This window comes from Nonomuraea sp. NPDC049714, from assembly GCF_044465295.1.
Taxonomy (GTDB): Bacteria; Actinomycetota; Actinomycetes; order Streptosporangiales; family Streptosporangiaceae; genus Nonomuraea.
In genome coordinates this window covers 1029381-1046145 of the sequence record NZ_JBITLM010000001.1, presented here as the reverse complement: position 1 = coordinate 1046145, position 16765 = coordinate 1029381, and the positions used below count along the sequence as shown (strand labels likewise).

General features: G+C 71.1%; 14 protein-coding genes. 6 read left to right on the top strand and 8 right to left on the bottom strand.

Annotated elements, in window-relative coordinates; translation table 11 throughout:
• The first annotated feature begins 37 nt into the window (after nt 1-37).
• Entirely contained in the window at nt 38-619 is a 582-nt protein-coding gene (locus tag ACIBQX_RS05015; RefSeq protein WP_397000712.1) for a TetR/AcrR family transcriptional regulator, read from the top strand.
• Here the strand turns inward: ACIBQX_RS05015 and ACIBQX_RS05010 are convergent.
• Nucleotides 616-6210, bottom strand: coding sequence for a TIR domain-containing protein (locus ACIBQX_RS05010; RefSeq protein WP_397000710.1), 5595 nt, complete (start codon nt 6208-6210; stop codon nt 616-618). The two genes, ACIBQX_RS05015 and ACIBQX_RS05010, sit on opposite strands and share 4 nt — an antisense overlap.
• A 57-nt stretch (nt 6211-6267) precedes the next feature.
• Here ACIBQX_RS05010 and ACIBQX_RS05005 point away from each other — a divergent pair, with 57 nt between their 5' ends.
• Together ACIBQX_RS05005 and ACIBQX_RS05000 are read left to right on the top strand one after the other, a co-directional pair.
• Nucleotides 6268-7440, top strand: a complete 1173-nt coding sequence (locus ACIBQX_RS05005; RefSeq protein ID WP_397000708.1) for an SLC13 family permease — start codon at nt 6268-6270, stop codon at nt 7438-7440.
• 38 nt (nt 7441-7478) lie between these two features.
• Nucleotides 7479-7940, top strand: coding sequence for a hypothetical protein (locus ACIBQX_RS05000; RefSeq protein WP_397000706.1), 462 nt, complete (start codon nt 7479-7481; stop codon nt 7938-7940).
• A 7-nt stretch (nt 7941-7947) separates the two neighbouring features.
• Here the strand turns inward: ACIBQX_RS05000 and ACIBQX_RS04995 are convergent, their stop codons facing one another.
• From ACIBQX_RS04995 to ACIBQX_RS04965, 7 genes are all read right to left on the bottom strand, one after another.
• Nucleotides 7948-8100, bottom strand: coding sequence for a hypothetical protein (locus ACIBQX_RS04995; protein WP_397000704.1), 153 nt, complete (start codon nt 8098-8100; stop codon nt 7948-7950).
• A gap of 180 nt (nt 8101-8280) precedes the next feature.
• Nucleotides 8281-9084 carry an inositol monophosphatase family protein gene (locus tag ACIBQX_RS04990; RefSeq protein WP_397000702.1) on the bottom strand — a complete coding sequence of 268 codons (804 nt, stop codon included), beginning with the start codon at nt 9082-9084 and terminating at the stop codon, nt 8281-8283.
• 10 nt (nt 9085-9094) lie between these two features.
• A complete protein-coding gene (locus ACIBQX_RS04985) occupies nt 9095-9712 on the bottom strand; it encodes a hypothetical protein (protein WP_397000700.1) in 618 nt (205 codons plus the stop codon).
• 5 nt (nt 9713-9717) lie between these two features.
• The gene (locus ACIBQX_RS04980) at nt 9718-10794 is read right to left on the bottom strand and encodes a hypothetical protein (RefSeq protein WP_397000699.1); all 1077 of its coding nucleotides are present in this window, start codon (nt 10792-10794) and stop codon (nt 9718-9720) included.
• Between the two features lie 180 nt (nt 10795-10974).
• The gene (locus ACIBQX_RS04975) at nt 10975-11748 is read right to left on the bottom strand and encodes a sporulation protein (protein WP_397000697.1); all 774 of its coding nucleotides are present in this window, start codon (nt 11746-11748) and stop codon (nt 10975-10977) included.
• An 8-nt stretch (nt 11749-11756) separates the two neighbouring features.
• Nucleotides 11757-12986 (bottom strand): SPFH domain-containing protein, encoded by a 1230-nt coding sequence (locus ACIBQX_RS04970; RefSeq protein WP_397000695.1) that lies wholly within the window; start codon nt 12984-12986, stop codon nt 11757-11759.
• A complete protein-coding gene (locus tag ACIBQX_RS04965) occupies nt 12983-14590 on the bottom strand; it encodes an SPFH domain-containing protein (RefSeq protein ID WP_397000693.1) in 1608 nt (535 codons plus the stop codon). The genes ACIBQX_RS04970 and ACIBQX_RS04965 overlap by 4 nt, the downstream gene beginning before the upstream one ends.
• Nucleotides 14591-14731: 141 nt before the next feature.
• On the opposite strand from ACIBQX_RS04965, the gene ACIBQX_RS04960 reads away from it, so the two are divergent.
• From ACIBQX_RS04960 to ACIBQX_RS04950, 3 genes are read left to right on the top strand one after another with little or no spacing between them, the layout of a single operon-like run.
• A complete protein-coding gene (locus ACIBQX_RS04960) occupies nt 14732-15649 on the top strand; it encodes an ABC transporter ATP-binding protein (RefSeq protein WP_397000691.1) in 918 nt (305 codons plus the stop codon).
• Nucleotides 15646-16500, top strand: coding sequence for an ABC transporter permease (locus ACIBQX_RS04955; RefSeq protein ID WP_397000689.1), 855 nt, complete (start codon nt 15646-15648; stop codon nt 16498-16500). Before ACIBQX_RS04960 ends, ACIBQX_RS04955 begins: the two co-directional genes overlap by 4 nt.
• 14 nt (nt 16501-16514) lie before the next feature.
• Entirely contained in the window at nt 16515-16748 is a 234-nt protein-coding gene (locus ACIBQX_RS04950; RefSeq protein WP_397000687.1) for a helix-turn-helix transcriptional regulator, read from the top strand.
• The last annotated feature ends 17 nt before the right edge of the window (nt 16749-16765 follow it).

The following is a 16765-nucleotide window of genomic DNA, read 5'->3' as shown; positions in this document are numbered from 1 at the left end:
CGCCTACAATGTCAACGGTCGATGACTAGGAGGCGGTGTGACGGCGAAGAGGAAGCGGGACCGGGAGGCCACCCGGGAGAGACTGCTGGAGGTCGCCAGGCTGCGGTTCGCCCGCGACGGCTACGACGCCACCAGCGTGCGCGACATCGCCGGTGACGCGGACGTCGACGCCACCCTGATCTTCCGCTACTTCGGCTCCAAGAAGCGGCTCTTCGACGAGGCCACCGCCACCGGCGAGGCGCCCGCGGGCCTGCTCGACGGGCCGCCGGAAGAGCTGGTGGCCCGGATGATGCGCGAGGTCGTCTTCCACGACTGGTCGTCCTACGGCGGGGAGCACCCACTGCTCGCCATGCTGAAGTCCGCCGGTCACGAGGACACCCGGCAGCGCATCCGTCAGGAGGTGTGCGACACCTACGTCGCGGCACTGGAGGAGCTGGCCGAGGGTCCGGACGCCCAGCTGCGTGCCGAGCTGCTCAGCGCCTGGCTGGTCGGGGTCGGCGTCCTGCGCTCCGTCGTCGGCACCCCGGCCCTCACCGCAGCCGCCGCCCCCGATCTGGCCCCCCACGTGGCGGCGGTGGCGACGGGTCTCCTGGGCCGCCCGATGTCCGGAAACGCCTAGAAGGGGGAGTCGAGGGGCACTTGGCGAACCCCGGGCAAGTGCGCGTCCAGCTCGCCCAGCTCGAACCGTGACATGCCGATGACATGCCAGAACTGCCCCGCCGTCTCCCCCTGGACCTTGTAACGGCCGTCCGGCGCCAGCGCCGCCCAGCCCTCCGGCAGCCCGAGCAGGGTCATCCGCCGCTCCGGCCCGTCCCAGACGATCACCACGCCGTCGTCGCCCGCGCTGGCCAGCACGTCCGAGGCGGGACTGAAGGCGACCGACCAGACGCGCCGCGAATGGCCGGTGAGCGCGTGCAGCAGCCGGCCCGAGCCGGTGTCCCACACCCGCACCACGGCGTCGTCGCCGCCGACGGCGACGCGGTCGCCCGCGGCGTTGAAGTCGACGCTCCACAGCCGCCCCGCGCCACCGTCGAAGGTGTGCCGCAGGAGGGGCTGCCACGGCTGGCCCGGCCGCAGCTCCCACACCCTGGCCTGGCCGTCGTTGCCGGCGCTCGCCAGCAGGTCGCCCGACGGCGAGAACACCACCGAGTAGACCCGGTCGGAGTGCCCCTCCAGGGTCGCCACCCGGCCGCCGGAGTCCACGTGCCAGATCCGTACCAGCCGGTCGTCGCAGCCGGTGGCGACGTAGCGGCCGTCGGGGCTGAAGGCGATCGAGCGGACCCGGCCGCGGTGGTCGGTGAGGCCGGCGACCAGCCGCCCCGTCGCCCGCCACCAGATCCGCACACTGTCGTCGTCGTTGGCCGTGGCCAGCATGGTGCCGTCGGGGCTGAACGCCTCCGCCCACACGTGGTCGGTCTCGGCGTTCAGCTCGCGCTCGTAGTCGCCGGTGGTGGCGTTCCAGAAGTGCACGCCGCCGTCGTTGCTGGAGGTGGCCAGCACCGGCCCGGCGGGGGAGAACAGCGCGGAGATCAGCCGGTCGGCGTGGCCGGTGAACTCACGCAGCCGCCGCCCGGTGCGAGCCTCCCACACGCGTACGACGCCGTCGTTGCCGCTGGTCGCCAGCATCGAGCCGTTGGCGCTGAACCGGACCGAGGAGATGCGCCTGCCGTGCCCGCGCAGCACCCGCTGGCACTGGCCCGACTTCGGATCCCACAGCCGGACCGTGCCGTCGTTGCTGCTGGTGGCGAGCTGCTCGCTGTCGGGCCGCCACGCGAACGGCCACACCGAGCTGCGGTGACCGGTCAGCTCGATCCGCTGCGGCGTGCCGACCGCCTGAAGCCGCACCACGCCGCCGGAGTCACCGGTGGCCAGCGTGCGGCCGTCAGGGGAGAAGGCCACCTGGTAGACGGCGGCGGCATGGGTGGTGTGCAGGCCGCGGAACTCACCCGACGCATCCCACAGCCGCACGTCGCCGGAGGTGTCGCCGGTGGCCAGCAGCGAGCCGTCGGGCGAGAACGTCACGCAGTAGATGCTGCCCCGCAGCCCGGTCAGCGCGTGCCGCCGCGCCCAGGTGGAGGTGTCCCACAGGCGCAGCGTGCCCGCGCCGTCGCCGGTGGCCAGCATGGAGCCGTCCGGGCTGTGCACGGCGCGGTAGACGGCGCCACGGTGGCCTTCCAGAGCCCTGGCCGGGCCGCCGGTGGACAGGTCCCAGACCCGCAGCATGCCCGCCGCGTCGCCGGTCACCAGCACGTTGCCGCCGAAAGAGGCGGTGTACACCGGCGCCTGATGCCCGGCCAGCTCGTGCAGCAGGTCACCGGTGGCGGTGTTCCACACCCGGACCACGCCGTCGCCGCCGCCCGCCGCGAGCAGCTCTCCCGACGGGCTGAGCCGTACCGGCCAGACGCCGTCGCGGTGGCCGCTCAGCGTGCGCAGCCGCTCGCCGGTGAGGGAGTCCCACAGCAGTACGGTGCCGTCGCTCGCGCCGGTCGCCAGCAGGTCACCGACGAACGAGATCGAGTAGACGCGGCCGGTGTGCCCCTGCAGGGTGCGTACGGGCAGCCCGCCGGTGCACAGCAGCACGCCGCCGTCCTCGTTGCCGATCGCGATGGTCGAGCCGTCCGAGCTGTAGGCGATCGGCTCGGGCAGGCGGCTGGTCTGGAAGTGATATCCGTACGGGACGCCGATCGCCGCGGGCGCGAGCTGCGTCTCGACCGGCCGGCCCGGCACCACGGCGGCGCCCGGCAGGTGCGGCGGCGTGCCGGTCGTGTTGATCAGGGTGGCGCGGTGCCACCGGGCGCCCTCGGCCGACACGTCGCTCAGGTCCGTCCGTGCCAGCCGCGCCCCGGACAGGTCGGCGCCGGACAGGTCGGCGCCGGTCAGCACGGCGCCGTCGAGCCGCGCCCCGACCAGCTTGGCGTCACGCAGGACCGCCCTGGACAGGTTGGTGCCCGCGAGGGTCGCGTCGGTCAGGTCGGCGCCGGTCAGGTCCACCTCCTGCAGGTCCCTGGCCGACAGGTCCTCGCCCTTGAGGTTCGCGCCGCGCAGGTCGGCCCGCGCGGGGGTGCGCAGCCGGGCCGCGATCTTGACGGCGTTCGCGCGGGACACGTCGTCGGCGGGCGGATCGGCCACCCACGCCCGCAGCGCGCGCACGTCGGCCAGGTCGCACAGGAACTCGACGGTCAGCGCCGTCAGCGGCCGGCGCGACAGGGCCACCGGCGCGTCGATCGTCGCGGCCACGTGCCTGGCGATCAGCCACTCCATCACCGAGGCGTGGATGAACCCGAACATCCCCTCCTCGGTCCGCACCAGCAGGCTGCCCGACCCCATCGCATAGGCGGTGTGCGCGGCCGAGAGCTGGCCGCTGGCCAGATCGGCCAGGGTCTCGGCGATCTCGGTCAGCTCGTCCACGCCGAGCAGCGACTCGCCGGAGTCCCACAGCCGCAACGCCAGCGCCGTCACCGCCTGCCACAGCTCCGCGGTGGACAGCGTGGCGGCCGACCCCGGCACCTTGACCCGCCGCTCCTCGAAGGCCAGCCACGACTGCAGGATCTCCTCGTACAGCAGCGCGGGGCTGATCGTGTGCCGCGCCTGGGCCACCGTGCGCAGCCGGTCGGCGTCGAGGTCGGCGATGAAGCTCAGCATCCGCGGATTCTGCGCCAGGGCCAGCAGGTCCCGGATGCCCTCCATCAGCGACATCCGGGCGGCCGCCTCGTCGCCGTCGTCGAACCGGTTGGCGAGGTAGGAGCGGATCTGGTCGTGGGTGAAGTCCTCCAGGCCCAGCACCCGGCGCTGCGGCAGCACGCCCACCATCTCGCCGAGCGACGTCAGCACCTGACTGTGCGACTTGAAGTGCTGGGTACGGCTGGCGACCACGATCTTCGCCTTGTCCTCCGCCGCGGCCAGTAACGTCGCCAGGTGGTCGGCCGCCCGGTCGTAGGTGAGCCGGGTGACGAGCTCGTCGAAACCATCGAACAGCAGGACGATCCGGCCCTGTCTGAGCAGGTAGCGGAAGGCCTTGAGGTCGATGAGCTCCTCGCCGTGGTTGGCCAGGTGCGCGGCCACGAGCCCGTCCACCGAGTGCGCCTTGTCCAGGGCGCGCAGCTCGATGAGGATGGGCGTCAGGTGCGGCAGCTCGGCCGGGATGCGCCTGGCCAGCTCGCGCAGCGCGAAGGTCTTGCCGTGCCCGAAGTCGCCGAGCAGCAGCAGGAACCTGCCGTGGTCGGTGGCCAGCAGCCGCATCAGCTCGTCGGTGAGCCCTTCCCTGACGTGGTGGCCGGGCCGGTCGAGCTCGCGGTAGCGCTGCGGGACGTACAGCTCGGGCGGGTAGCGGCGGTCGGTGGTGAGCCGGGCCGTCTGCTCGGCGGCGTAGCCGGACAGGTCGAGCAGGCCCTGGAACTCGGTGAAACTGCGCAGCCGCACCCCTCTGCGCATGAGGTCGTCGCGCAGCGTGCGTGACGGCGGCGGCCCCTGGTAGACCAGTTCGGCCGCCAGCTCGCTCGCGTGCGCCTGCCGGACGAACTCGGCGGCGTCCTCGGCGGTGAGCTCGCCGACGTGCGCGCCGATCATCAGCTGGCGGACGAACCCGTCGTCGGGGTGGGTGACCACCAGGTGGCCGGGCATCCGGCGGATCCTGGCCCGCTCGTGCCTGGCCTCGCAGACCTCGGTGATCCGGTCGAGCAGCAGCTCGACGGGCGTGGGCTGGCGCCTGTCCTGCCCCGAGCCCGGGGCGCCGGTCGGCGGCGGGCCGGAGGGCGTCTCGCCGGTGAAGGTGGCGCGGGCGGCCCGCCAGACGTGCGGGACCCGCTCGGGCTCGCCGCCGTCGGGCAGCCAGGTGCGGACGCCCTCGGGGGTGATCTGGACCACCTGGTGGCGGCGGGGCGCGGCGACGGCGCCCTCGGCGGGGCCGCCGGACCCCTGGAAGAGCAGGTTGAGACGGTGGGCCAGGAGCCGTTCGTACGCCGGCGCGTCGTGCAGCGCGGCGGGCGGGTGCCCGATCGCGCCCAGGCGCAGCCAGCCCTGCTCCTCGTACGGCCGCAGCCGCTCGGCGAACCAGGCGGCCTGTCCCTCGCCGAGCATGGCGTAGGCGTCGCGCTCCAGGTGGCTCATCGCGATCGTCGAGTTGAGCCCGGCCACGACCAGCTTCAGGTCGGGCACCTCGAACAGGGTCCACGGCTGCCCGCCGTCGAACACCCGGTCGTCGAGCCCCTGGTAGACCTCGCCGAACAGGCCGGCGAAGTGACGCCACTTGGGCCAGTAGGGCGGCTGCGGGCTGACGTCGTCGGCCTCGCAGGTCAGGAAGTAGGCGCTGGCCGCCGCCTTGGTGACGTCGCGCGGGCCCGGCACGATCACCAGCCGGTGCGGCTCCAGCCCGATCAGCAGCCGTAAGTCGGTGACGAACCGGGTGGCCTGCCCGAACTGCCGGAGGCTGCCGGACTCGGTCAGGTCGCCGCTGACCAGGATGAGGTCGGGCCGGGGCGCGCCTCTGTCGTACATGGCGGTGAGGTCGGCCCAGATCCGGGCCTGGATGTCCTCGGGCGTGAACGGCTCGCCCGGGTCCGGCAGCGCCCGCCCGAACCGGGGGCCGGCCAGGTGCAGCACGCTGAGGGACGCACGCTGGGCGTGCGGGCCGGCGGCGGGCGGGAACTTGGGCGCGCTCACCGGCGTGCGGCGGGTGCGTGCACCCCTGCCGGAGCGATCGCCGGAGTCGCTGCCGGGAGGCAGCGTCGGCAGCGGGGCCGGCAGGTCGGAGCCGGTCGGGAACAAGGGCGCCGCCTCGGGCTTGGCCCGCCCGTTGAGCGCCTCCCTGACCCGGCCGAGCAGCAGCGCCCTGGCGTGCCCCGGATCGGTCACGCCCAGCAGGTCCACCCAGGTGATCGTGGACAGCAGCCCTTCGAGCCGGACGTCCTCCAGCCTGATGGTGACCAGTTTGTTGGACGGGGCGTCCGGGTCGGCGCGCATCGCCGCCTGCCACTCCATCCGCCCGTAGCGGGAGCTCAGGTAGTTGCGCGAGAGCACCGCCACGACGAGCTGCGCCTCGCTGACCCCGCGGTCCATGAAGTCGATGAAGTTGGTGCCGGGCACGAAGTCCCACGCCTGGATCATCGTGCGGTAGCCGGCCGCCTCCAGTTCCCAGGCGATCCACGTCGCCCAGGCCGTGTCGGCGGGGGAGTAGCTGACGAAGATCTGGGTCGGTCTTCCGTCGCGTGCCATTCCTTCAGTATCGCCCGCGGGATCGGCGTTTCGCAGGTGGTGTGCGATCATCATCGGGTGTTGCGGCGTCTTGGCGTGCTCGACTGGATCAGGGTCGGGCTGCTCGCGCTCGGTCTGGTCTTCGTGGCCACCGGGCTGCTCCCGCTGCCGGTCGCGCGGGAGAGCATGGGCGAGATCGGGCCGTTGCTGGTGTTCCTGGTGGGGATCATCGTGCTGGCGGAGCTCACCAAGGAAGCTCAGGTCTTCGACGTGATCGCGGCCAGGATGGCGGTCCTCGGCCGTGGCAACTACTTCGCCCTCTTTCTTCTTTGTACGGCTTTTGCGTCATTTATTACGATTTTTCTGAACTTGGACACGACGGCGGTGCTGCTCACGCCCGTCATGCTGGCCCTGGCCCCCAAGGCCCGCATCGCCGCCCTGCCGCTGGCCATGACCACCATCTGGTTCGCCAACACCGCGAGCCTGCTGCTGCCGGTGTCCAACCTGACGAACCTGCTGGCCATGGACGCGATCGACCTGTCGCCACTGCAGTTCGCGGCCCGGATGTGGGCGCCGCAGGCCGTCGCGATCATCGTCACCATGGCGTTCCTGTGGGCCTTCTTCTGGCGCAGAGGCGAGCGGCGCGAGCAGCGCTACACGCCCCCGGTGCTGGAGCCGGTCGCCGACCGGGTGCTGTTCGGCACCGCCTCGGTCGCCTGCCTGCTGTTCATCGGCGCGCTGCTGGCGGGGGTGGAGGTGTGGACGGCCGCGTCGGTGGCGGCGCTCATCGTGGTGGTCGCCTTCGCGGTGCGCGACCGCGCGCGGCTGGCCTGGAGGCTGGTGCCGTGGCAGCTGCTCATCTTCGTGACGGGCCTGTTCCTGGTGGTGCCCACACTCAGCCGGTACGGCCTGGCTGACCTGATGGGCTGGCTGCTGGGTGACGAGCGGGACCCGTACCGCACGGCCGCCGTCGGTGCCGGGCTGTCCAATCTGATCAACAACCTCCCCGCTTTCAAGGCCGTCGAGGAGGTCATCGCCGCCCACGACCGCGGCCAGCTCCTGGCCCTGCTCGTCGGCGCCAACGTGGGCCCGGTCATCACGCCGTGGGCGTCCCTGGCGACGCTGCTCTGGTTCGAGTCGTGCCGCCGCCACGACGTCAAGGTGCCGATGCGCCGTTTCCTGCTGACCGGCGCGGGCCTGGCGGTCGTGGGCCTGCTGACGGCGACCTGGGCACTGGTCACCTTCGGTTGAGGGCCCGCCGCCAGTTGATCTAGAGGAGAATGGTCGCCATGGCCAAACCACCTCTGAACAGATGTTTCGGTCTTGTCCTCTTGGCCGTGGTCGGGCTGACCGCCTGCGGCGGCGGAGGGACCACGGCCGAAACGGCCACCACCGCTCCCTCCGGCGCGGCGGCCGAGGCCTCGGCCGAGCCGTCCAGCACCGTCTCGGAGCCCCCTCCGAAGGCGGTCCGGCTGGTCGAGCTCGAAGTCCTGGGCAAGGGAAAGGCCGCTCAGCCGATCATGTACAACGCGGACGAGAGCGGCGTCGAGAACGAGGCCAAGTTGCCCTGGTCCAGGACCGCCCGGATCGAGCTCACCGCCGCCGAGCAGGAGGTGGGCCGTCTGGTCTCGATCGTGGCGGGGTCGGTCCGGGCGGCCAACGGCCAGTTCAAGCCGGCCCCCTGCCGGATCACCGTGGACGGCGAGAAGGTGGCCTCCGGCAAGGGGTCGTGCAAGTACATGCTCAAATAGCCGTCGCTCAGCGGCGGCGGATCGTCAGGGGCCGTGGAGAGCGGCGCCGGCTCGCGGCGCTGTCCTCGGCCTCCTCCGTCGGCACCTCCTCCGACGGGCGGGGACCGACCACGGCCGCGAACCACGGATGCGCCCAGCCGGTGGCGCGCTCGCCGCTCATGTCGCCCCCGGTCGCGCGGCGGAGGCGAAGAGCACCCGCGCCGGCTCGGTCACGCTCAGCTCCATGGTCAGTCCGGTCAACACTGCCGACATGGTGATTCTCCTTTCCGCCGGTGCCGCTTCCCGGCACCCTCTGGTCATGACGTCGAAGTGACTCATCGGTGTGATTCATCGGTGTGACTCATCGGTGGACAAGGGACAGCAGCGCCTGCATGGCCTCCGGATGGGCCGCCACAAAGCTGCGATCTTCGGCCGTGCCCTCGATGGTGTCCTCGAAGGGCCCGCCGTCCAGCGCCCGGATCTCGATCCCGGCCTCCTGCGCGATCAGCGCACCCGCGGGCAGGTCCACGGCCTCGGCCTGGTAGCCGACCATGCCGTCGATGTCTCCACGTGCCAGCATGGCCCACGACAGCAGCGGCGTCCACAACTGCAACACCCGCCGGGCGCCGAGCTCAAGCGCGTGCCTCAGCTCGAGCACCTTCGTGTCGTCCCTGGTCACAGCATACCCCTGGGTCCAAGCGAGCAGCGGACCGTGGGGTGAGGGTCGATGACGGGCGGCCAGCCGTGCCCCCGTGGAGGCCAGCGCGCCGTGGCCGCGGACCGCCGACCAGGTCCGCGCCGACACCGGATCGTGCACCACGCCCAGCATCGGCCGCCCCGCACGGCACAGCGCCAGGCCCACGACGTAGGCGGGCAGGCCGATGGCCACGTTGTTGGTGCCGTCGAGCGGATCGATCAGCCAGGTCCACTCAGCGCCCGAGACACCCAGCAGCCCCGACTCCTCGGCGATGACCGCATGGGACGGGTAGACCGTGAGGATCCGCTCCAGCAGCAGTTTCTCCGACGCCAGATCCAGATCGGTCACCACGTCCCCCGAGCCGCCCTTGGAGCGGACGCCGACCGTCTCCCTGGTGCCGTCCAGGAGCAGCTTTCCCGCGGCCTCGGCCGCGTCCACGGCGACCGCGCGAGCGTGATCCAGATCCATCAGGCATCCCTCAGCTCACATGGGCGGTGATCAGGCGTACGGCGCGCGCCGTCTCCCCGGCGTCGAGCGGCCGCCTCGGCACACGGTGATCCCCCGCGCCGAGCGGGCCGAGTGACAGGTCGTGGCTGCCCGGGTGGCCACGCCCGAGCGCGATCGTGGCGGCCTCGCCGCCCTCCGGCACGACGCTGCTGTGGAAGCGGTCCGCCGGCAGTGTGTAGACGTCGCCGGCCCCGAACGACTCCACCAGCCCCGTGGCGTGCCGCACGGTGCGGTGGGTGGGGGAGATGCGATCGCCGTCGGCGCCGCTGACGACCTCGAACACGCGGTGCGTCGCGTCCAGCTCCGCGTCCGTGACCACCGCGTGCACGTTGCGCACCTGGCCGTAGAGCACGTGGCTGACGAGGTCCCAGCTGTGGCAGTGGATCTGCGAGGTGGTGCTGCGCGCCGGGGCGAACGAATCCGACCACAAATGGATACATACCCCCTCACCGCCGTCTCGCTCCAGCGGCAGGCAGACGAATCCGAGCGGATGGCGTACGGCCCGGACCCCGTCGCCGGCCAGGGCCTCCAGCGCCCAGGCCCTGGCCCGGCCCCGCACGATCTGCTCATAGACGCCCTGGTAGCTCATGACCGCTACGGTCCGCCCGGCAGATGAGCCGCCGGCTCACCGTACGGATCCACGGCGCGCAGCGCCTTCCTGGCGATGTCCACCACGTCACGCCCGTTGTAGGACTTGGGCAGCGGCATCCCGATCCGCTCGAACAGCTCCTGCACCTCCTCGATCGTGGGCTCGTCACTGAGCTGCACCCGTTTGTACGACTCCAGCGGCACCCGCCGCGCCTGCTCGAAGCTGAGGCGCAGCTCGGTGTCGCAGTTCTCGTAGTAGAAGGTGTCGGCCAGCGCCGTCATCGCCCGGTTCGGGTCCTCCACCGTCATGATCAGGCGGGTGCTCGACAGGTCCCAGCGGAAGGTGGTCATCGTGGACGACAGGCCGACGCCGATGTCCAGCAGCCCGTAGCGCTGGCGGTGCCAGAACGCGGCCAGGATCGTGGCGTAGGACTCCTTCCTGACCCGGTCGGCCGTCCACGTCTCGCCGGTGCCGTCGGGCAGGTCGGACAGTGACCGCCGGTAGTGGGCGTAGGTCTCGCAGACCTCGATGTCGGCCGGGTCGATGACCTCGATCCGTACGGTCAGGTGGCGTTTGTCCCGGCGCGCGGCGGCCACGCACTGCGGCAGGGTGACGGCGCGCAGGTAGGTGCCGGTGCCGCCCTTGAAGCTCCACCTGGCGGTGTCCTTGCGTGCCTCGGCGTGCGCCTGCGCGATCTCCTGCCGGCTGCCGAGCACCCTGACCAGTTGCAGCGCGTCCAGGGCCTTGCGGGTGCCGGTGACCAGGTGCTCGATCTGCTCCAGGCGCTGCAGCCGGACCGGGAGCTGGGCGAGCGCGCCGGAGGTGATGCTCTCCTCCACCGGGGCCTGCCGCGCCCGGTCGCGCAGCAGCGCGGTGGCCACCAGCGCGAGGATCACCAGCGTCGCGGCGGTGACGAACTTGGCCTGCACCTTGGCGCCCTGGTCGGGATCGGCGCCGAACATCTCCTCGGGCATGATGCCGAGCACGCCCACGACGACGGCCAGCGTCAGCGCGATCGCCACATCGGCGTTCTGCGCCGCCCAAGGGGCGATCCGCTTCAGCGCCCCCACGAACCGTGCCATCGCTCGCCCCGCATCCGACGATCAGTCAGTTCCTTGGTCATGGTAACGACCACGTCATGCCACCGGCTAGCACGATAAAAGCGCGTGAACCGTACCTCTTGCGGGCCTTTCACCAGCTTCCCGGACGCGGACGGGCGGCGCGAGCTCTCGCTCACGCCGCCCGCCCGTCCGTCGCTGCGGTCAGAACCAGCCGCGCTTACGCGCCATCTGCTCCAGGCCGTGCTGCAGGGCCTGCTCGGCCGCGCCGGGATTGTCGTCGTGCCGTACGGTGAAGCGGTTGTAGGAGTCGTGGCCGGAGGACAGGAACCCGCCCCGCTTGTCGGCCTCCAGGATGACGTCCAGCTGCCGCGGCCCGGCGATGAACGTCAGCTCCAGCTCGTTGAAGTGGCTGCGCCACTGACCGCCCGCGTAGTACTCGATCTCCTGGAAGAACGGCATCGTCGAGCCGCGCAGCGTGCCGCGTTCGAGGTCGGCCTTCTTGAACTGGAAGCCCAGCCGGTCCAGCGCGGCGATGACCTGCTCCTGCGCCGGGAGCGGGGTGACGAACAGCGGGTCCAGGTCGCCCTTGTCAAGGGCGCCCGCCAGCGCCAGCTCGGTGTGCACGCCCAGCCGCATGCCGCGCAGCGGCTGCCCGGCGATCGCGCTGATCGGCGTCTCCCACGGGACGGGGATCTCGAACGGCTGCCCGTGCTGCGCGCCGGAGGCCAGCTGGAACGAGCCCGCCACCTGCTGGCGCTGGAAGCTGTAGGTCGTCTTGTACTCGTTGTCGCCGGACTCGACCTCGACCACCGCGGTGAGGTCGATGAAGATCCCCTCCACCTTGGCGTCGGAGCCGCCGCCCTTGAAGTTGACCACCCCGCGCAGCGGCTCGCCGGGGCGCACGGTGGCGTTGGTCAGCACCGTGTCTACTTCGACACCCGCGCCGAAAGCGGCCATCAGTTTGCGGAAGACCATGTGTTCTCCTATGAGGTCGGTGCCTGGCCGTTCGCGCCGGCCGAGATGCGGGGAAGCAGCTGGGCCAGCAACAGGGTGGAGAGTGCGGAGTCGCCGGTGCCCGGCTGGGTGCGGACCACCAGCGGCTGGGGAGCGCTCTCCGCCAGCTTGGCGCCCACGTCGAGGCGCCTGCGGGCCAGCTCGTACTGCAGCACGGCCCGGTTGTCACGGTAGGAGGCGGCCAGCCTGCGCAGGGCCTTGGCCTCGTTCTCGGCGGAGGTGAGCTCGGCGCGGCCGCGCGCCTCGATCTCCCAGCGGACCCGCTGCGCCTCGGTGGCCTGCTCCTCCAGCATGCGCGCCACGTCCTTGCGCGCGGTGTTGTGGGCGGCCTTGACCTCCACGACGCGGGCGTCCCTGGTCTTCTTGGAACGCTCGATCTCCATGAGCAGCGTGTCGATGCGCCGCTTGCGGGTCAGCTCCCACTCGCGCTCGTAGGCCGACAGCTCCTTGGCCACCTTCTCGCGGGTGGACAGATGCTGCTGGTAGGTGTCGGGCAGCTGCAGGTCGGGGATGTTCGCGCCGGTGATGCGCACGCCGTAGCGGCCGAGCTGGCGGTTGAGCGCGTCCTGCATGTCGCCGACGTCGGAGCCGCGCAGGTCGTAGGCCCGCTCGGTGTTGACCCTGCGGCTGCGCTGCCGGATCGCGTCCTGCACGGCGCTCGACAGCACCAGGTCGAAGTTGCCGGCACCGATCGTGCGCACGAACGCCACAGGGTCCACGATACGGAACTTCAGGAAGAACTCGATCGACTTCAGCGGCACGTTCTCGGCCGTGGGGCAGGCCACGATCGGCGCCGAGTAGGGGATCTCGGTGGAGGTGTCGACCACCGCGTCCACCCGGTCCCACGGCAGCCAGAGGTAGTGACGGCCGGGGGCCAGCGTGCCGGTGATGGCGCCCCAGTGGCTGTGCACCCCCGTGGTGCCCTCCTCGATCTCGATGATCGCCCGGCGCCACATCCAGACCAGCCCGACGACCAGGAAGAACACCGCCGCCAGCGCGGCCACGACGGTCCAGTCCGTCAGCACGGCCATGCCGGCGCAGTAAAGGGCGATGAAGATCAGCGTCATCCAGGCGAACCCGCGCCGGTCCTTGGGGATGACGACGGGCACGAGCTGGCCCTGCTCGCCACCGCGCAGAAGCTGGCGGATGTCGGACCAGGAGGCCACCGACTCCTTGATCTTCGAGAACTGGCGGCTCATCGGACCTCACCCTCGATGCTCTGCGTGTGGCGCCGGCCGCCGGCCGGAGCCGGGGCGGACACGGTGACGATGTCCGTGTCGGACGCCTCGTTGACATCTTCCGCGACCTGTTCGAGCAGCGCGTCGATCTCCGCCTGGCGGCCCGAGACGCGCTCGCCGATCTCCGACAGCCTGGACCGGATGGCGGCCATGTCCTCGGGCGAGAACAGGGCCGCGCCCTTGCCGCCGACGAGTTGCTGGGCCAGCGCCAGGAAGTCGATGTCGGTCTGCTCACCCACCTGCACGACCTGCGGCAGCCGGGCCGAGACCGACTCCAGCTTGTCCAGCAGGTCCTGCTGGAAGCGGTAGTCGAGGATCTCCGGCGCCTCTGCCGCGCTGAGCGCCCGGATGTCCAGCGCCTGCGCCTCCAGCAGGGCCGAGTTGGCCTTGGCCGAGGACTCGGCCTCGACCAGGCGCTGCCTGGCCTGCGCGGTGGCCTGGTGGGTGGCCCGCTCCAGGGCGGTGTCCATCCGTGCCTGGTAACCGGCGATCTCCGCCTGGATCCCGCTCAGCGTCTCCTGCAGTCCGGCGAGCTCCTTGACCAGGTCGCCCTCGTTCTGCTCCTTGCGCAGCTGCAGCTCGTACTCGTAGGTGTAGGCCTCCTTGGCCACCCGCACCATCTCGGGGGCGGCCAGGTCCATGCGGTATTCCTGGCTGGACGGCTCGGCGTGGGTGATGTTCACGTCCGTGAGCCGTACCGCGGGCAGGAACTGCTGGTTGAGGTTGTCCAACATGCCGACCGTGCTCTCGCCCACCAGGTCGTAGATGTCCTCGGCCCGCTGGGCGTAGATCAGGGAGCGGGTGACCTCGCTGATGGCGTTCTGGAGCTTGGACTGGAAGCCGCTCACCGAGCCGAGCACGAAGATGAACTCGGCCGGGTTCTCGATCCTGAACTGCAGGAACAGGTCGACGCTCGCCTTGACGCCCTGCTGGGTCGGCGCCTCGCTGATGGGGGCGTTGAACGGGTACTCGCGGGTGGTGTTGACGATGTAGCTGACCCGCTTCCACGGGTTGAACAGCGTCACCCGGCCCGGGTCCGCGATCTGCACCATCTTGCCGAACTTGGTGATCAGCGCCTTGCAGCCCTCGGGCACCATGACCACGCTGCGGCGCCACCACAGGAAGGCGGCGGCCAGCACCAGCACGACCCAGTAGTGGGGGCCGAAGAACAGGTCGGTGTTGGGGATGACGTTGCCGAGCGCGCCGATCAGGCCGAGCACCACCAGGACGCCCAGCTGCAGGACCACCTTCGCGACGTTGCCCTTGGGGATCACCACGGGGGAGATGACGTGCATGCCGTTCTCGGCGAAGCTGCGGTTGACGATCTCGCCGGCGTCGGTCAGCGACGCGGTGCGCGCCTCGATCTGGGTGCCGATCGAGACGCCTCCGTCGCGAGCCGCGGCGAAGTCATGCGGGTTGAGCGCGAACCCCTGCGCCTGCTGTCCCAGCTGCTGACCGGCCTGGCCGATCGCCTGCCCCACGGCCTGCCGGACGTTGCCTCCCTGGACGACTGTCTGGGCTAGGCCCTGGCCTGCCTGGATAAGGGCCTCTCTAGGTCGTGACATCGCACCTTCCTCTTCCGCTTCAGGCGGATTCGACCGTATCGGGTGCGACTTAATGTTCGCTTGCAACGGAATGTCGCAACACTGTTGCCATTCATAGCAGATGTGCTATTCATGTAGTACACCTACTACATGGAGGGGGTCATGAGCGCCACCAAGGCTCTGGATGGAGACATCAATGTGATAAACACCGACGCCGCACTCGAAGTCAGCGGACTGCACATGAGCTACGGGCCGCTGGAGGTGCTGCGCGGAGTCGACTTCAGCGTGGCGCCCGGCGAGGTGATCGCGCTGCTCGGCCCCAACGGCGCGGGCAAGACCACCACGATCGAGATCCTCGAAGGCTTCCGCATGCCCTCCGCCGGACACGTACGCGTGCTCGGCACCGACCCGGCCAAGGGCGACGAGCGGTGGCGGGCCAGGCTGGGCGTCGTCCTGCAGTCCTGGCGCGACCACGGCCGCTGGCCCGTGCACCGGCTCCTCGACCACCTGGGCCGCTACTACGCCCCCTACTCCACGCCGAGCAGGCCGCGCCCCCTCGACACCAGCGAGCTCATCGAGGCCGTCGGCCTCACCGAGCAGGCCGGCCGACGCGTCAACAGACTCTCCGGCGGCCAGCGCCGCCGCCTGGACGTCGCCATCGGCATCGTCGGCCGCCCCGAGGTGCTCTTCCTCGACGAGCCGACCTCGGGCTTCGACCCGCAGGCCCGCCGCGACTTCCACGACCTCGTGCACCGGCTGTCGGACCTCGACGACACCACCATCCTGCTCACCACCCACGACCTGGACGAGGCCGAGAAGCTCGCCGACCGCATCCTCATCCTGACCGGCGGCAAGATCATCGCCGACGGCAGCGCCGACCGCCTGTCCCGCGAGGTCTCCCGCGACGCGCAGGTCCGCTGGAGCCGCGCCGGCGAGCACTTCGTGCACGCCACCGACGACGCCACCGGCTTCGTCCGCGGCCTGTTCGCGCAGTACGGCGAGGAGATCGACGACCTGGAGGTACGGCGCGCCACGCTCGAGGACACCTACATGGCCATTCTGAAGAAGGAGGAAGGATGAACCCGACGTCGCACGCGGTCCGGCTGGGGCTGTCCAGGGGGTGGGCCGAGTTCAAGCACAGCTTGACCAACCCGCAGGACATCGGCTTCACCATCGTCACCACGGCTGCCTTCGTCGTCGTGCTCTACTTCCAGCGCGACGCCAAGGTGCCGGGCACCGACCTGTCCCTGGCCGCGGCCACGCTGCCGGGCGTCCTCGGCATCGGCATGGCCTTCAACGGGCTCGTCGGAGCGGTCGGCGCGCTGGCCGTCGAGCGTGAGGACGGCACTCTGCTGCGGGCCAAGGCGCTGCCGCAGGGCATGGTCGGCTACCTCGTCGGCCGGATCGTGTCGCTCTCGCTCGGCGCCGCGATAAGCCTGGTGATCGTGCTCGTCGCCGGCCTGTTCCTGGTGCCGGGGCTGGCCGGCGCGGGACTCGGCGGCTGGCTCACCGTGGCCTGGGTGGCCGTGCTGGGCCTGGTGGCCACCCTGCCGTGGGGCGCGGTGATCGGCTCGCTGGTCAACAGCCCGCAGGCGAGCACCGGCCTGTCGATGCTCTTTTTCGGCGCGCTCGCCAGTGTCTCCGGCATCTTCTACCCGATCGCCGCGCTCGCCACCTGGCTGCAGGTCGTCGCCCAGGCGTTCCCGCTCTACTGGCTCGGCCTCGGCATGCGCGCGGCGCTGCTGCCGGACGCGGCCGCCGCCGCCGAGATCGGCGGCTCCTGGCGGCCCCTGGAGACGCTCGCAGTGCTCCTCGCCTGGTCCGTGGCCGGGCTCGTGCTGGCCCCGCCGATCCTGCGCAGGATGGCCAGGCGCGAGTCGGGATCACTGATGACCGCGCGCCGCGAGCGGGCACTGCAGCGCATCGGCTGAGAAGATGGACGACGATGAGCGAGACCGTCTACAACCGCATCGCCCTGCTGCGCGCCGAACGCGGAGTCACCCGCAGGCAGCTGGCCGACGCACTCGGCGTGCACTACCAGACCGTCGGCTATCTCGAACGCGGCGAATACAGCCCCAGCCTCTACCTGGCGCTGCGCATCGCCGAGTACTTCGACGTACCTGTGGAGGTGGTCTTCTCCACCACGCCCTTCCCCCGCATCGGCGAGCGGACCGCCTGACGTTTCTGTCGGTCGCC

Coding starts and splice junctions, on each gene's coding strand:
- ACIBQX_RS05010 (WP_397000710.1), bottom strand. CDS start 6,210: ATGGCACGCGACGGAAGACCGACCCAGATCTTCGTCAGCTACTCCCCC.
- ACIBQX_RS05000 (WP_397000706.1), top strand. CDS start 7,479: ATGGCCAAACCACCTCTGAACAGATGTTTCGGTCTTGTCCTCTTGGCC.
- ACIBQX_RS04995 (WP_397000704.1), bottom strand. CDS start 8,100: ATGAGCGGCGAGCGCGCCACCGGCTGGGCGCATCCGTGGTTCGCGGCC.
- ACIBQX_RS04990 (WP_397000702.1), bottom strand. CDS start 9,084: ATGGATCTGGATCACGCTCGCGCGGTCGCCGTGGACGCGGCCGAGGCC.
- ACIBQX_RS04985 (WP_397000700.1), bottom strand. CDS start 9,712: ATGAGCTACCAGGGCGTCTATGAGCAGATCGTGCGGGGCCGGGCCAGG.
- ACIBQX_RS04980 (WP_397000699.1), bottom strand. CDS start 10,794: ATGGCACGGTTCGTGGGGGCGCTGAAGCGGATCGCCCCTTGGGCGGCG.
- ACIBQX_RS04975 (WP_397000697.1), bottom strand. CDS start 11,748: ATGGTCTTCCGCAAACTGATGGCCGCTTTCGGCGCGGGTGTCGAAGTA.
- ACIBQX_RS04970 (WP_397000695.1), bottom strand. CDS start 12,986: ATGAGCCGCCAGTTCTCGAAGATCAAGGAGTCGGTGGCCTCCTGGTCC.
- ACIBQX_RS04965 (WP_397000693.1), bottom strand. CDS start 14,590: ATGTCACGACCTAGAGAGGCCCTTATCCAGGCAGGCCAGGGCCTAGCC.
- ACIBQX_RS04960 (WP_397000691.1), top strand. CDS start 14,732: ATGAGCGCCACCAAGGCTCTGGATGGAGACATCAATGTGATAAACACC.
- ACIBQX_RS04955 (WP_397000689.1), top strand. CDS start 15,646: ATGAACCCGACGTCGCACGCGGTCCGGCTGGGGCTGTCCAGGGGGTGG.
- ACIBQX_RS04950 (WP_397000687.1), top strand. CDS start 16,515: ATGAGCGAGACCGTCTACAACCGCATCGCCCTGCTGCGCGCCGAACGC.